The sequence below is a fragment of the Polaromonas sp. Polasp52 genome (assembly GCF_059491565.1).
Map to the genome: position 1 here is coordinate 4473431 of NZ_CP168513.1, position 17737 is coordinate 4491167.

Below are 17737 nucleotides of genomic sequence, written 5' to 3' on the forward strand. Positions count from 1 at the left end.
ATTTTTTCGGAAGTCCTCATCATGAAAAGCCACGCCAGCATGAACCGCATCTACCGTCTTGTCTGGAACGCCGCCCTGAGCTTGTGGGTGGCTGTGGCGGAAAACGCCAAGGGGCGCAGCAAGGGCGGTTCGGCGCGCGGCAGCGTGCAGTGGGATGACGTAGAGGCGCAAGCAGGAAGTGATGGCGGCGGCGCGGGCTTCAGGCTCAATACCGCCTGCCGGGCGGCATTGGTACTGCTGGCTTCGCTGGCGGTGCTCACGCATGAAGCGCATGCGGCCGATGCGGCCAATGCCAGTGTGTCGGCTGGTAGCGGCAGTGTCTCCACGCTGGGTAACACCACCACGATCAATCAGGCCAGCCAGCGGCTGGCGATTGACTGGACCTCGCTGTCCACCGCGGCCAATGAGGCGCTGCGATTTAACCAGCCGAATGCGGCGGCCATTGCGCTGAATCGCATCACCGGCAGCAGCCCGAGTGAATTGCTGGGCAGCCTCACGGCCAACGGCCAGGTGTTTATCCTGAACCCCAACGGCGTGCTATTTGGCGCGGGCTCGCAGGTCAACGTCGGCGGGCTGGTGGCTTCGACGCTGTCCATGAGCAATGCCGACTTTATGGCCGGCAACCATGTGTTCAGCAACAACGGCGCGAGCGGTTCCGTGGTGAACCAGGGCACGCTGACGGCGGCCAACGGCGGCTATATCGCCTTGTTGGCGCCCGAGGTGCGCAACGAGGGCGTGATAGGCGCGACGCTGGGCACGGCCCTGCTGGCGGCCGGCAACAAGGTCACGCTCAATATCGACAACGGCAGCCTGCTGGGCTACAGCATCGACCAGGGTGCAGTCAATGCGCTGGCCGAGAACAGGCAGCTCATCAAGGCCGACGGTGGGCAGGTGCTGCTCTCGGCCAAGGCCATGGACAGCCTGACCACGGCCACAGTGAACAACACCGGCGTCATTGAAGCCAAAACGATTCAGAACAAGGCCGGCCGCATTTTGCTGATGGGCGACATGGAGGCCGGAACGGTCCATGTGGGCGGCACGCTGGATGCGAGCGCTCCCAATGGCGGCGACGGCGGGTTTGTTGAAACGTCTGCCGCGCATGTCAAGGTGGCCGACAGCGCCAGGATCACTACGCTGGCCGCTGAAGGCAGTGGCGGCCGCACCGGAAAATGGCTGATAGACCCGAACGACTTCACCATCTCCGCCACGGGCGACATGTCTGCCACGGCCGTCCAGGCCGCCCTGACCGGCGGCAATTTTGAAATCGCCACCGCCACCATGGGCACGGCCGGCGGCAACGGCGACATCCATGTCAACCAGGCCATCAACCGGACGGACAGCAACACCTTCACCTTGACCGCTGAGCGCGACATCAATATCAACCAGGCTATCGGGAAAAGCGCTGGAGGCGCGGCTGGTTTGACAATGACCGCCGCGGGCAATATCGGTTTTAACGCCAATGTCACTTCCTCCTCCGGCGCCCTGGCGCTGACGGCCAACGCCGGCGGCGACATCACCGGCGGCGGAACCCTGAACACGAACACCGGCGCGATAGACATGACGGCCGGCGGCAGCATCGGCGACCTGGGGCAGATCAATGCAGGCAGTTTGAAGCTGAAAGCCACCACGGGTGAACTGATCGTGAATAGCGGCGTGGACTGGCGAGCCAGCTCCTTCGACCTGTACGCGGGCACGAACATCCGGGGAAGCGACCCCAACTCCGCCGCCAACGTCATGGTCTTGGGCAACGGCAACTTCACTGCGTCAGCGGGCAACACGGGCAACGGCCGAATACGCGTGAACGCCTCCAGCGGCGCCATAGGCACGCTCAACCTGACTTCGCAGGGAACGGGCGGCGGCGGGCAGATCGATTTCAGCAGCGACTCGGCCGTCGGCAACCCGCTCATCACCGCCGCCCATGACGTGAGCGTCAGCGTGAGCGGCAACCTTGACTTCAACGCCCTGACCCTGACGGGCGTCAACCAGAACGTCAACATGGCGGCCAACGGCGGCACTCTGACGCTGGGTGCCTTTAATGCCGGAACGGGCAACCTGACTTTGTCGGGCGGCTCCATTGCCATGGGCGGCGCCCTGAGCGCCAAAGACCTCAGTCTGAGCGCGACCAACGGCCTGAACATCAACCAGGACCTCACGGCGACCGGCAACCTGGCGCTCGCCGCGAGCAATGCGGCCATCCAGCAAACCGCCGGTGCCCTGGTGGTAGGCGGTGCGACCAGCGTCAACGCCGGCGCGGGCCAGGTCAGCCTGACCGGCGCCAACAGTTTCACCGGCGCGGTCAGCGTCAGCAACCTTGGCGCGAACAATGTCGCCATCAACGCCGGCAGCGGCTCGCTCACGCTGGGCGCCTCATCGGTCGGCAGTGGCACGCTGGCTCTGAGTGCGACCGACGCCGCCGCGGGCGACATCACCATCGCCAACGGCGCAACCGTCAGCGCCAATGGCGGCAATGTGCAGCTCACCGGCCGCGACATCACCTTCAACGGTACAGGCGCTGTCACCACCACGGGCGACGTCTATCTGGCCGGGCGGAACATCCGGCAGGGCGGCACCGGCGTTGCCGTCACGGCCAACAACCTGGCGATACGCTCCAGCGGCTACGTCGGCAACAGCGGCGCTGCGGACAAGCTCAATACCCAGGTGAACAAGCTCTCTGCCGTGGCGCCGGGCGCGATCTCGGTGAGCAACACCGGCGCGCTGACGGTTGACACCGCCACTTTCGCGGGTTCGACGGTTCCGGGCGGCGCCATCGCCGGCGTGAGCAGCACGGGCGGTGCGATCTCGCTGGCTACCGTCGATACGGGCGGGGCGACGGACAACCTGACACTCAACCAGGCCGTGAGCACCATCGGCGGCAGCGCCAACACCATCACGCTGGCAGCCGACGACCACTATGCGCAAAACGCGCTGACGGTGTCCACCGTGGGTGCGAACGTGGCCATCAGTGCGGGCCGTACCCTGACGGCCACGGGCAGCGGAGGCGCCGCCATCAGGACTTCGGGCGCGGCCAGCAGCATGGACACCAACGGCTCGGACGCCGGCAACATCCAGCTCAGCACCAGTGGTGCCAATGGCGGCTCGATCACCGTGACTGGCGACCTCGCCGCGCAAGGCACCAGCGGAAATGCGGGCAGCACCACGGCCAGCAACAATGCCACTTCCGGTGGCAAGGGCGGCAATGTGAGCGTGACCACGGCCACCGCCGGCGCCGGCATCGCCATCTCGGGCAATGTGCTGGCCAATGGCGGCAATGGCAGCGGTGGCGGCACCAACTTTGCCTGGATGTTCGGCACGGGCGGCAACGGCGGCAACATCACGCTGAGGAACACGGGCAACAGCGGCGCCGGCAGCATCAGTGTGGGCAATCTCTCCGCCCAGGGCGGCCAGGCGGGATACATCGGCAATGGCGGCAGCGGCGGCACCGTCCTGGTGACAACGGCCGGCACGGGCGCGGCTTCCATCACCACGGGGACCATAGGCACCTGGGGCGGCAAGTACGTCGCCAACTCCCAGCCCGGCAGCAACGGCGGCAATGCCGGCAACGTCACGCTGGGCACGGTGGGCGCGGGCGCCACCATCCAGTTCGGCAACCTTGACGCGCACGGCGGCGCGGGCTCGCTCAACCGGGTCAACACCAACTACGGCAGCGCGACCATTGTGTCGGGCACCGGCGGCACTGTCAGCATCACCACCACGGGCGCCAATTCCGACATCACCGGCAGCGGCAATGTTTCCAGTTATGTCGAAAATGCCGGTTGCAGCAACGGCGCCACTTGCTCCATAGGCGCCGCGGGCAATATCACCCTGAATGCCAGTAACGGCAGCGTCAGCCTGGCCGGTAACGCCAATGCCAAGGGTGGTAATGCCCTGGGCGGCGCCGCCGTGGCCAACAACGGCGGCGCGGGCGGCAGCGTGACCGTGATTGCCGGCAACGCCAACCACAATGTCTCGATTGGCGGCATTGACGCGACGGGCGGAACCGCCCTGGCCGGCGGCACCGCAGGCGCCAGCAAGGCGGTGGTCGTGACCGCCGCGGACGGCTATGTGCAGCAGGTGCCCGGCAGCTGGTTCAACGGCTCCTCGGTGGCCGTGTCGGCCAACCGCGGCATAGGCGCCGGCACGGGGGCGGGCGACCTGAGCCAGCGCCTGGGCATCATCCCGGTGACGGGAACGGCGCGCAATGCGATCAGCGGCGTCTTCACGGCCACACGCCAGGGCAACACGCGCGTTATCTACGGCGGCGGCAACGTGTCTTTGGCCGGCACCCAGGTGCAGAACCTGTTCACGACGGGCGACATCGACATTGCCACCAGCAATGGCTCGCTCACGGTGAACGGCCTGGGCCGCAACGGCGCCGGCAACATCAGCCTGAGCGCGGGTGGCGGAAACGACCTGACCATCAACACCAGCGGCACGCTGTCGGCCGTCAACGGCAATATCCGGCTTGAAGCCGGGCGTGACGTCATCTTCTCGAACAACGCAAGCGCCCAGACCACGACCGGCGACATTTACGTTTCTGCCGGCGCGAACGTCCAGCAGGCCGGTACCTCCACGGCGTTGACCGCCAACAACCTGGCGGTCCGCGCCGGCGGCTACATCGGTGACGGCGCGGGCGGTGACAACGCGCTCAATACCAGTGTCAATGCGCTCTCGGCCGTGGCCGGCAGCAACATTGGCATCAGCAACAACAATGCGCTGGTAATCGACCAGGTGACGTTTGGCGGTGGCACCGTTCCCGGCGGCGCGATCAACGGTGTGTCGACCACGGGCACCGGCAATGTCGCCGTCGGCACCACGGGCGGCGCGCTGACGGTGACGGCACCTGTTTCCGTGGCCGATGGCACGCTGGCCCTCAGCGGAACGACTGACCTGGCACTCAACAACACCGTCAGCAACCCTACACGCGCGGTGCAGCTCACCGCCGGCAGCGGCAGCATCAGCGGCACGGGCCAGGTGACGGCTGGCGCGCTGACGGCCACCGCGGCCACCGGCATCAGCCTCGGAGCCGATGCGGCGGCACTGACCGCCACCAGCACTACAGGGCCTATCGCCGTGACTTTGGCCAACGGTGGCGGCATCGAAAATGTCGCCACCACCGGCACGGTGGACCTGACGGCCACGGCCGGCAGCCTGGATGTGAAGACTGTTTCCGGTTCAGACGTGACGCTGACCGCTTCGGCCGGTGCGATCACCGATGCCAACGGCGGCACCAACAACATCACGGCCACGACGCTGACCGCCTCGTCGCGGGACGGCATCGCGCTGGGCGCCAACACCACCGGCTTGCAGAGCTTTACCACCACGGGTGCCAGCGGCGACATCGCCGTGGCCACCGACAATGCGCTGGACACCGCCAACTACAGCATCAGCACCGACAGCGGCTCCGCGCAAAACGTCAGCCTAACGTCCAACTCCACCTCGGGCATCACGGTGGGCAATGCCTTTGCCTCCACCAACGACAACATCAGCCTGACCGCCACGGCGGGCGACATCAGCCTGGGCAGCGCCATCGGCGCCGCGGGCCTGGCGCTCAATGCCCAGGGCAGCATCAATGCGCCGGCGGCCATCAACGTCAGCGGTGTGTTTGAACTCAAGGGCGGCACTTTCAGCCAGGTTGGCACCTTGCCCACATTCTCCGCAGGTGACTTCCGCATCAGCGGCGGAACCTTTGTGCGCGCGCTGGGTGGTGACGGCCTGAGCACCAACACGGCCTACCGGATTGCCGACATCTACGGCCTGCAGGGCGCGGGCTCCGACGGCATGCTGGACAAGAACTTCAAGCTGGCCAACAACATTGATGCCAGCGGCACCGTGAACTGGAATGCGAGTGCGGGCTTCAAGCCGATAGCCGCCGGTACGCTATTTACCGGCAGCCTGGACGGCGGCGGCCATGTGGTCGACCAACTGGTCATCAACAGGCCTGGCGACAGCAACGTTGGTTTAGTCAGTTACCTGAATGGCGGGACGGTCTCCAACCTGGGGCTGACGGGCGGCAGCGTCACCGGCAACGGCTCTGTAGGCGCGTTGGTGGGCAGCGTCATTGGGACGATCACCAACAGTCATAGTTCGGCGACCGTGAACGGCATGCAGATCGTGGGCGGGTTGGTCGGCGCGAACAATGGAACCATCAGCAACAGCTATGCAAGCGGCAGTGTGACCGCCGGGAATGATGTGGGGGGCTTGGCGGGAGTCAACAACGGAACCGTGAGCGGCAGCTACGCCACCGGCACCGTGGTCGGTACCAATGCCAATGCCGGCGGGCTGGTGGGATCCAACAACAACGGCGGCACCATCGCCAACAGCTATGCCAGTGGCGCTGTGAGCACCAGCAGCGACAATACGACGGGTGGCCTTGTGGGCACCAACAGCGGCACCATCACCAACAGCTATGCCACCGGCGCTGTGGCGGGAACCTCCAGCGCAGGCGGCTTGGTGGGCTTGGACAACAGCGGCACGGTGACCGGCAGTTTCTGGGACACCCAGACCACTGGCCAGGCCACCACCGCGGGCGGCGGCACGGGCATACTCACGGCGGACATGATGAAGGCCCAGACCTTTATCAACGCCGGCTGGAACGCCAGCAACGTAGGCGGCGACGGAACCATCTGGCGCATCTATGAAGGCAACACCGGCCCGCTGCTGCGCAGCTTCCTGACTGCGCTGAACCTGGGCGACACCAGCTTGACCTACAACGGCGGCACGCAGACGGGCCCCGTCATCGCCGTCGTTGGCGTGTCGGGCAGCAACGCCAGCGGGCGCAATGCGGGCAGCTACCGCACGGGCTATTACTCGAACCAGCAGGGTTACGACATCATCGGCGGCGGGCTGAGCATCGCCAAAGCCGACCTGACGCTGAGCAGCAGCAATGTGACCAAGACCTACGACGGCACGCTCTCAGCCGCCGGCACGGCGGTGGCCGCGGCGGGCACGGCACTGCTGGGCGGCGACACCGCCAGCGGCGGCAGCTTTGCCTTTGCCGACAAGAATGCGGGCACGGGCAACAAGACGGTGACAACGGCCGGCGTGACGGTCAATGACGGCAATGGCGGCAACAACTACAACGTCAGCTATGCCGACAACACGACCAGCACCATCAACAAGGCCAACCTGACGCTGTCCACCAGCAACGTCACCAAGACCTACGACGGCACGACCAGCGCGACGGGTGCAGTTGTGGTGACGGCCGGTACGGTGTTCGCCGGCGACAGTGCCACGGGCGGAACGTTTGCCTTTACCGATAAGAATGCCGGCAGCGGCAACAAGACGGTGACGACAACAGGCGTAACGGTAGGCGATGGCGTGAACAACGCCAACTACAACGTCAGCTATGCCGACAACACCACCAGCACGATCAACAAGGCCAACCTGACGCTGTCCACCAGCGACGTCACCAAGACTTATGACGGCACGACCAGCGCCACAGGCGCGGTGGTGGTAACGGCCGGCACGGTGTTCGCAGGTGACAGTGCCACGGGCGGAACCTTTGCCTTTACCGACAAGAATGCGGGTACCGGCAACAAGACGGTGACGACAACAGGCGTGACGGTGGGCGATGGCGTAAACAACGCCAACTACAACGTCAGCTATGCCGACAACACCACCAGCACGATCAACAAGGCCAACCTGACGCTGTCCACCAGCGACGTCACCAAGACTTATGACGGCACGACCAGCGCCACAGGCGCGGTGGTGGTAACGGCCGGCACGGTGTTCGCAGGTGATAGCGCCACGGGCGGAACCTTTGCCTTTACCGACAAGAATGCGGGTACCGGCAACAAGACGGTGACGACAACAGGCGTGACGGTGGGCGATGGCGTGAACAACGCCAACTACAACGTCAGCTATGCCGACAACACCACCAGCACCATCAACAAGGCCAACCTGACGCTGTCCACCAGCAACGTCACCAAGACCTACGACGGCACGACTGGCGCGACAGGCGCGGTGGTGGTGACGGCCGGCACGGTGTTCGCCGGCGATAGCGCCACGGGCGGAACCTTTGCCTTTACCGATAAGAATGCCGGCAGCGGCAACAAGACGGTGACCACGACGGGCGTGACGGTAGGCGATGGCGTAAACAACGCCAACTACAACGTCAGCTATGCCGACAACACGACCAGCACCATCAACAGGGCCAACTTGACACTGTCCACCAGCAACGTCACCAGGACCTACGACGGTACCACCGGCGCGACAGGCACGGTGGTGGTAACGGCAGGCACGGTGTTCGCCGGCGACAGCACCACCGGCGGAACCTTTGCCTTTACCGACAAGAATGCCGGCAGCGGCAACAAGACGGTGACCACGACGGGCGTGACGGTGGGCGATGGCGTAAACAACGCCAACTACAACGTCAGCTATGCAGACAACACGACCAGCACCATCAACAGGGCCAACCTGACGCTGTCCACCAGCAACGTCACCAGGACCTACGACGGTACGACAGGCGCCACAGGCGCGGTGGTGGTAACGGCCGGCACGGTGTTCGCAGGCGACAGCGCCACGGGCGGAACCTTTGCCTTTACCGACAAGAATGCGGGTGCCGGCAACAAGACGGTGACGACCAGCGGCGTGACGGTGGGTGACGGCGTAAACAACGCCAACTACAACGTCAGCTATGCCGACAACACCACCAGCACCATCAACAAGGCCAATGTGACGCTGTCCACCAGCGACGTCACCAAGACCTACGACGGCACGACCAGCGCGACGGGTGCAGTTGTAGTGACGGCCGGTACGGTGTTCGCCGGCGATAGCGCCACGGGCGGAACCTTTGCCTTTACCGACAAGAATGCCGGCAGCGGCAACAAGACGGTGACCACGACGGGCGTGACGGTAGGCGATGGCGTGAACAATGCCAACTACAACGTCAGCTATGCCGACAACACCACCAGCACCATCAACAAGGCCAACCTGACGGTGACGGCCAATGCGGTGACCAGGACCTATGACGGCACGCTGAGCGCCACGGGTACCGGTACTGTCGCTACCCTGGCAGGTGCCGGAGCGGGTGAGGTTGTGAATGCCGCTGGTAGCCAGGCTTTCCTGGACAAGAACGCTGGTACCAGCAACAAGACGGTGCGCGCCAGCGGCGTGACGATCAAGGACAGCGGCAACGTGGACGTCACGGGCAACTACAACATCGCCTATGTCGACAACACGACCAGCACCATCAACAAGGCGAACCTGACGGTGACGGCCAATGTGGTGACCAAGACCTATGACGGCACCACCAGCGCCACGGGTACAGGCACGGTGGCCGCGCTGGCCGGGGCTGGCGCGGGTGAGGTGGTCGATGCCGCCGGCAGCCAGGCCTTCCTGGACAAGAACGCTGGTGCTGGCAACAAGACGGTGCGCGCCAGCGGCGTGACCATCAAGGACAGCGGCAATGCCGACGTGACGGGCAACTACAACATCGCCTATGTCGACAACACGAGCAGCACCATCAACAAGGCCAACCTGACTTTGTCGACCTCCGACGTCACCAAGACCTATGACGGCACGACCGGCGCGGCAGGTGCGGTGGTGGTAACGGCCGGCACGGTGTTCGCAGGTGATAGCGCCACCGGCGGCAGCTTCGCCTTCACCGACAAGAATGCCGGCACGGGCAACAAGACGGTGACGACCTCGGGTGTCACGGTGGGTGACGGCGTGAACAACGCCAACTACAACGTCAGCTACGCCAACAACACGACCAGCACCATCAACAAGGCCAACCTGACGCTGACGACCAGCGACGTCACCAAGACCTATGACGGCACTCTGGCCGCTTCCGGCACCGCAGCGGTAGCCAGCGGCACCGTGTTCAGCGGCGACAGCATCTCGGGCGGCAGCTTCGCCTTTACCGACAAGAACGCCGGTGCGGGCAACAAGACCGTGACGACCAGCGGGGTGGCGGTCAACGACGGCAATGGCGGCAACAACTACAACGTCAGCTACGCCGACAACACCACGAGCACCATCAACAAGGCCAACCTCACGGTGACGGCCAATGCGGTGACCAAGACCTATGACGGCACCTTGAGCGCCACGGGAACGGGCTCGGTCGGTGTGCTGGCGGGCGCCGGTGCGGGCGAAGTGGTCAACACCGCCGCCACGCAGGTCTTTACCGACAAGAACGCGGGCAGCGGCAACAAGACGGTGCAAGCCAGCGGCCTGACCATCAAGGACAGCGGCAACGTCGATGTCACGGGCAACTACAACATCGCCTATGTCGACAACACGAGCAGCACCATCAACAAGGCCAACGTGACCTTGTCGACCTCCGACGTCACCAAGACCTATGACGGCACGACCGGCGCAGCGGGCACGGTGGTGGTGACGGCCGGCACGGTGTTCGCCGGCGATAACGCCACGGGCGGTACCTTTGCCTTCACCGACAAGAACGCCGGCACGGGCAACAAGACGGTGACGACCAGCGGCGTGACAGTGGGTGACGGCGTGAACAACGCCAACTACAACGTCAGCTATGCCAACAACACGACCAGCACCATCAACCAGGCCAACCTGACGGTGTCCAGCAGCAACGTCACCAAGACCTATGACGGCAACACGACGGCAGCGGGCAGCGCGACCGTGACCGGCGGCACGCTGTTCAGTGGCGACAGCCTGACGGGTGGCAGCTTCGCCTTTACCGACAAGAACGCCGGCAACGGCAACAAGACGGTGATGGCTTCGGGCGTGACGGTGGGCGATGGCGTGAACAACGGCAACTACAACGTCAGCTACGCCGACAACACCACCAGCACCATCAATCCCTTTGCGGTGAGTGTTTCGGGCACGCGCAGCTATGACGGCACGGCCAACGTGGCGGCCGGCGTGCTGAATATCGGCCCGCTGGTGGGCAGCGAAACCCTGGGCATCACGGGCACGGCCACCATGGCCGACAAGAATGTGGGCACCAACAAGGCGCTGACGGTCACCGGCCTGAACCTGGTGGATGGCAGCGGCCTGGCCAGCAACTACACCTTCACGGGCGGCACGCAGCAGGCCAGCATCACCCAGGCCAGCCTGACGGTGGGCAGCAGCAACGTCACCAAGACCTATGACGGCAACCTGTCGGCGGCAGGGGCGGCTACCGTCACGGCGGGTACGCTGTTCAGCGGCGACAGCCTGACCGGCGGCAGCTTTGCCTTTATCGACAAGAACGCCGGTACCGGCAACAAGACGGTGACCACTTCGGGTGTCACTGTGGGTGACGGCACCAACAATGGCAATTACAGCGTCACATACAGCAATAACACGACCAGCACCATCAACAAGGCCGACCTGACGGTGACGGCCACGGGCGTGAACAAGGTGTATGACGGCAGCACGGTGGCCGCGGTCACTTATGGCGACAACCGCGTGGCCGGCGATGTGGTCGGCATCACGGGAACCGCCACCTTCGCCGACAAGAATGCCGGCACAGGCAAGGCCGTCGGCGTGAACGGTATCAGCACTTCAGGCGCCGATGCCGGCAACTACAACCTGCTGAACACCAGCACAAGCACCACGGCCAGCATCACGCCCAAGGCGCTGACGGTGACGGCCAACGGCGACACCAAGCTGTATGACGGCTCGGCTTACCGAGGCGGCAACGGCGTGAGCTACAACGGCTTTGTGGCGGGCGACACCTCGGCTGACATCGGTGGTGCGCTGGCCTATGGCGGCTCCTCGCAGGGGGCCGTGGCCGCGGGCAACTATGTGATCACGCCAGGCGGGTTGAGCTCGATCTCGGGCAACTATGCGCTGGGCTTTGTGGATGGCGCGCTCAGCATCACGACCTCCAATGCCAGCACCGCGGCGCTGGGGAATGCGGCGCTGGTCAGTTCCTATGACGCGGCCTTGCAAGCCGTTGCCGGCCTTGGCGGCTCGTCGGGTGGCGGCTTTGGCGGTGGCGCTGGTGGTTTTGGTGGCGGTGGTTTCGGCGGTGGCGACGCCGCTGCCGATGCGTTGGCGGCGGCTGCTGCTGAAGCCGGCAGGACCGGCGAGGAGTGAAGGCCGGGTCTTGCTCCGGCTGGGCGCGCTCTTCCTCCTCCTCCTTCCTCTTCTTAGGTCTGCTGGCCGGGGGTAGCCCGGCGGCTACTCACTTTTCTTTTGCTTCGCCAAAAGAAAAGTAAGCAAAAGAAAAGGCGACCCTGGTTCCTGCGTCCCCTTCGCTTCGCTACGGGGCAACCTGCGGTGCTCGGTCCAGTCGGGGTCAAAAACAACTCGCCTTCGGCTCAAACAAGTTTTTGCCCTGATCCGTCTGGACCTCCGCTCCTCGGCGCATCCACAAGGGGGTGGGACCGGAATACCAAACAGCCAAATACCTAAGAAACAAGGACACGCCGTGGCGTGTCCTTGTTTGTATTTGTCTTCTTTGTGTTTTTGTCTTCTGTCCCCGTTCCCGATTGCCCCGTCCTGGCTGGGCCGAGGAGCGCAGAGACAAGCGGATCAGGGCCGGCGTTGTCTGAGCGAAGCGAGTTTAGCCGGACCCCGCTTGGCTCGAGCACCGCAGGTTGCCCCGTAGCGAAGCGTAGGGGACCCAGACTGCGGGTCGCCTTTCTTTTGGGTACTTTTGGTGTTTGCGTAACTTCGCTGCGCGAAGTGAGCAAACCCCGCGCGCGCAGCGCGCCTTTGGCGAACAAAGAAAACCCGCTTTGCGGGTTTCGCCAAAAGTGCCTCGCCCGCCGGGGCGAGACCCGGCCAGCAAGCCTCAGCAGAGAGAGATAAAAAGAGAACAAGAGAAGGAGGGGGAGGAGGGGAGGCGCGCCCGCCGGAGCAAGACCCGGCTCAATTTCATTTGTAATGTTCCCCCTCTGGGCGAGCAGCACCAAGAGGCATACCATCGCTGGCAGGCAAGGAGGAATCATGAAAAGCCACGCCAGCATCAACCGCATCTATCGCCTGGTCTGGAACCCGGTTTCCAGCAGCTGCGTTGCCGTGGCGGAGAACGCCAGGGGCCGGGGCAAGGCCGCCGCTTCCCTGGCGATGGCCGGCCTGGCGCTTGCCCTGGCTTGCCTTGCGCAGCAGGCCAGGGGCGCCGATGCGGCCAATGCCAGTGTTGCCGCGGGCACGGGCAGTGTCGCCACGCTGGGCAACACCACGACGATCAACCAAGCCAGCCAGCGCCTGGCGATCGACTGGACCCGCCTGTCAACCCGCGCTAACGAGGCGCTGGTCTTTAACCAGCCAAATGCCTCGGCCATCGTCCTGAACCGCATCATCGGCAGCAGCCCGAGTGAGCTGCTCGGCAGCCTGACGGCCAACGGCCAGGTGTTTATCCTGAACCCCAACGGTGTGCTGTTTGGCGCGGGCAGCCAGGTCAACGTCGGCGGCCTGGTGGCTTCGACGCTCGGCATGGGCAATGCCGACTTTATGGCGGGCAGGCATGTCTTCACGGGTTCGGGCGGCTCGGTTGTCAACAAGGGAAACTTGAACGCGGGGCAGGGCGGTTACCTGGCGCTGCTGGCGCCTGAAGTGCGCAACGAAGGCGTGATGACGGCCTCGCTGGGCACAGCATTGCTGGCGGCCGGCAACAAGGTCACGCTCAAGCTCGACAACGGCAGCCTGCTGGGTTACAGCATTGACCAGGGCGCCATCAATGCACTGGCTGAGAACAAACAGCTGATCCAGGCCAATGGCGGCCAGGTGCTGCTGTCGGCCAGGGCCATGGACAGCCTGACGACCGCCACGGTCAACAACACCGGCGTGATTGAAGCCAGGACGATACAGAACAAGGCCGGCCGCATTTTGCTGATGGGCGATATGGAGAGCGGCACGGTCAATGTGGGCGGGACGCTGGATGCATCGGCACCTACGGGGGGCAGCGGCGGCTTTGTCGAAACCAGCGCGGCCCACGTGAAGGTAGCCGACGGCGCCGTCATCACCACGCTGGCCGCAAGCGGCACGCACGGCACCTGGCTGATTGACCCGACAGACTTCAGCATCGCGGCGGGCAGCGGCGGCCTGACCGGCAGCGGCATAGGCGCGACGACGCTGGGCAACAACCTCAACCTGGGCAACGTTGCGCTGGCAACCAACAATGCGGGCGGCAGCGAGGCCGGCGACATCCATGTCAACGCCGCCGTAACCTGGAACGCCGGCACCACGCTGACCCTGAGTGCCTGGCGCAACATCAACATCAATGCCTCCATCACCTCGCAGCACGCCAACGGCAAGCTGGCGCTGGAGTACGGGCTGGGCGCGCCCAACGCGGGCAACACGGCGACTTACAACGTGCGCGCCACGGTCAACCTGCGGGCCGGAGACAACTTCAGCACCCGGCTGGGCAGCGATGGCGTGACCGTGCCGTACAAAGTCATCACCAGCCTGGGCGCGGCCGGCAGTACCACCGGCACCGACCTGCAAGGCATCAACGGCAACCCCACGGGCAACTATGTGCTGGGCGCCGACATCGACGCGAGTGCCACGGTGAACTGGAACGCCGGCGCGGGCTTTGACACCTTGGGCGGCGTGGGCGCGCCCGGCATTTTCGAGGGGCGTTTTGACGGCCTGAACCACAGGATCAGCAACCTGTTCATCAACCGCCCTGGCGACAACTTTGTCGGCCTCTTTGGCCTCACACAAAGCACCAGCATCCAGAACCTGGGGCTGGTGGGCGGCAGCATCACCGGCGGTGACTTTGTGGGTGCCATCGCGGGGCAGGGCTGCTGCACCACCTTCCGCAATGTCTACAGCACGGCAACGGTGCGGGGCAGCGACTATGTCGGCGGCCTGGTGGGCGAACTCAGCGACGGCGGCATCACCGACGCCTACGCCGGCGGCGCCGTGACGGGCAATGACAGGGTCGGCGGGCTGGTGGGCAGCTCGCTGGACGGCACCATCACACGCGCCTACAGCACCGGTCGCGTCAGCGCCACCGGCATGGTGGGCGGGCTGGTGGGCGAGGAGTTCGGCACCGCGGTGACCCGCGACAGCTATTGGGACATCGACAGCTCGGGCCAGACCGGCAGCGCGGGCGGCACGGGCAGGGCCAGCGGCCAGATGCTGCAGGCCGCCACCTTCAGCGGCTGGGACATCGCCACGCAGGGCGGCACCACGGCCACCTGGCGCATTTACGAAGGCCAGACCGGCCCGCTGCTGCGCAGCTTTTTGCAGCCGCTCACGCTGCCCGATACCAGCGTGGTCTTTAACGGCGCGCGGCAGTCGGGCGTTGGCGCGCCGGGCGTCGCGGCCGCCAGCGGCGTCAACCTCGGCATCTACAGCCCCTGGTCCGGCCAGCAAGGGTTTGACATCACGGGCGGCAGGCTGATCATCCGGCCCGCGGAGCCGGGGCCTGTCTTCGTGATGGACGAGGCCTACCGCAGCGCCATGGTTTACCTGGCCGGCGTGGGCCGCCCGGCAAATGCCCAGGCCGGCCGGGACCCCTGTGCCATGGCCGATGCCTTGTCCGCCGCCGGGGTGGAGGCGGGCGACGAGGCCGGCCAACAGGCCCTGGCCGTGCTGCAAGGGGCTTGCCGTGGTGCAAGGCCTCGAGGCTCCTGATGCGCCTGCGCCAGTGCGCTTTCCACGTCAAAGCCCTGGGCGTTGTCGTCTATGTCGCTAAAAATAGGGACATACAGGCCGGCCGCGCTCTGCGACAGTGCGGGAGCGGCGCATCTGCTGCATTTGCAGTATGGCGGCGCGGTTCGGGAATACAGAAAATCGTGGGATGCCGGGAGGACATGGCTGGCGGCCCTGGGGTGGCGGCCGTTGCCGTGTGAAGCCGCGTGAGCGTTCAATCGAAATGACAAAGATGAAATTCAATTCCTTGCCTCTTTCCACCCTGGCTTCGGCGGTCCTGCTGGCAACGCATGGCGGCGCCTGGGCCCAGACGCCACCCGATGCCGGCCAGGTGCTGCGCGACCTGCGCCAGGCGCCGGGCCTGCCGCCGCAGCAGGCGGCGCCGCTGCAGCGCATCGAGGAATCGCCCGACCTGAGCCAGCAGGGCCAGGCCAAGGTGCTGGTCAAGTCCATCGCCATCACCGGCAACCAGGAAATCCCCACGGCGGAGCTGCAGCCCCTGGTGGCCGGCCTGGTCGGCGCCGAACAGTCGCTGAGCCAGCTCAATGCCGCCGCGCGCCGCATCACCGCCTACTACCGCAGCAAGGGTTTTGCCGTGGCCCGGGCGTTTCTGCCCGCGCAGGACATCACCGACGGCGCCGTCACCATCCGCGTCATCGAAGGCCGCATCTCCAGCCACAAGATCAACAACCAGTCGCTGCTCAGCGATGAGCGCGCCCAGGCCTACCTGGGCCAGGTCAAGGATGGCGACGTCATCAAGAGCGACCAGATAGACCGCGGCCTGCTGCTGCTGCAGGACACGCCCGGCGTGAGCACCTCGCGCGCCACCTTGCAGCCCGGCGCCAGCGTGGGCACCTCCGAGCTGCTGATTGAAGTCAACCCGGCCCAGCCCTACAGCGGCAGCGTGGTGGCCGACAACTATGGCAGCCGCTACACCGGCGAGTTCCGCCTGGCCGGCACCTTCAACCTGGTGAGCCCGCTCAGGATAGGCGACCAGCTCACGGCCAATGTGCTGACCGCCGGTTCGGGCCTCAGTTTTGCGCGCCTGGCCTACCAGCTGCCCGTGGGCAGCGACGGCCTCAAGGTGGGCGCGGCCTATTCCGACATCCACTACAAGCTCGGCAAGGAATTTGAAGCCCTGCAGGCCCACGGCACGGCCACCAGCAGCAGCGTGTTCGCGAGCTACCCCTTTATCCGCAGCCAGTTCAAAAACCTCAGCGGCACGGCCTCGTACGAAGACAAGAGCCTGAAGGACTATGTGGACGGCACCGCCACCTTCACGCCCAAAAAAGTCCGCGTCACCAGCCTGGGCCTGTCGGGCAGCCTGCAGGACGCGCTGGGCGGCGGCGGCATCACCAGCCTGGACCTCAGCATCGCCTTCGGCAACCTGAGCATCAACTCGCCCACTGCCCTGGCCATAGACGCGGCCTCGGCCCAGTCCAACGGCAGCTACACACGTTTCAGCTACGGCGCCAATCGCCTGCAGCGCTTTACCGACAGCACCTTTCTGGCGCTCTCGGTGGCCGGCCAGACCGCCAGCAAAAACCTGGACTCGTCGGAAAAATTCTCGCTGGGCGGCATCAATGGTGTGCGCGCCTATCCGCAGGGCGAGGCCAGCGGCGACGAAGGCTACCGCGCCACGGTGGAACTGCGTCACAACGTCATGCCCAATGTGCAGGCCACGCTCTTCTACGACGTGGGCAAGGTCACCATCAACCGCAATCCCTTCGGCGCGCCGGCCTCCAACAGCCGCAACCTGGCCGGTGTGGGTGTGGGCGTGAATGCCGCCCTGGGCCCGGTGCAACTGCGCTCGTCACTGGCCTGGCGCACCGACGGCGGTTTGCCTACGTCGATCCCCGCATCGGCGGCCAAGCGGCCTACGCTGTGGATGCAGGCCTCGGTCGCTTTCTGATTTAGTTCCCTCCCCCGCTGGGGGAGGGTAGGGTGGGGGCCAGCGGCGTTCCAATCACGCACGGCCAAGCATCAAGCATCGCCAGCCCCCATCCCAACCTTCCCCCAGCGGGGGAAGGAGCAGAAACCAAACTCCCTGACTTCACTCCCTTTCCCTCTGGGACAGGCCAGGGGTGAGGGCTGGCGGCGGCGCTGAAAAGTAGCGCGCGGAAGTCTCCAGCACACGCCGCGCATTGAGCTCCATATCAAAACAGGGCGGCCGCGGCGCCTGCACATAAAAAGGCCAAGGCGCCGCGAGCGCGCGGCCTGTTTGCGGGCG

3 protein-coding genes are annotated in these 17737 nt (G+C 65.3%); all 3 read left to right on the forward strand.

Annotated features, from left to right (window positions below):
* The first annotated feature begins 21 nt into the window (after positions 1–21).
* The 3 genes from ACEN9P_RS21015 (at position 22) to ACEN9P_RS21025 (ending at position 17419) form a co-directional block, all read left to right on the forward strand.
* Positions 22–11997, forward strand: a complete 11976-nt coding sequence (locus ACEN9P_RS21015) for a YDG domain-containing protein (RefSeq protein ID WP_495620361.1) — start codon at positions 22–24, stop codon at positions 11995–11997.
* Positions 11998–12852: 855 nt separating this feature from the next.
* A complete protein-coding gene (locus ACEN9P_RS21020) occupies positions 12853–15489 on the forward strand; it encodes a two-partner secretion domain-containing protein (RefSeq protein ID WP_495620362.1) in 2637 nt (878 codons plus the stop codon).
* Positions 15490–15739: 250 nt separating this feature from the next.
* Positions 15740–17419, forward strand: a complete 1680-nt coding sequence (locus tag ACEN9P_RS21025) for a ShlB/FhaC/HecB family hemolysin secretion/activation protein (protein ID WP_495620363.1) — start codon at positions 15740–15742, stop codon at positions 17417–17419.
* The last annotated feature ends 318 nt before the right edge of the window (positions 17420–17737 follow it).

Excerpts from the sequence above, each read along its gene's own strand:
- ACEN9P_RS21015 (WP_495620361.1), top strand. The coding sequence starts at position 22 with ATGAAAAGCCACGCCAGCATGAACCGCATCTACCGTCTTGTCTGGAAC.
- ACEN9P_RS21020 (WP_495620362.1), top strand. The coding sequence starts at position 12,853 with ATGAAAAGCCACGCCAGCATCAACCGCATCTATCGCCTGGTCTGGAAC.
- ACEN9P_RS21025 (WP_495620363.1), top strand. The coding sequence starts at position 15,740 with ATGAAATTCAATTCCTTGCCTCTTTCCACCCTGGCTTCGGCGGTCCTG.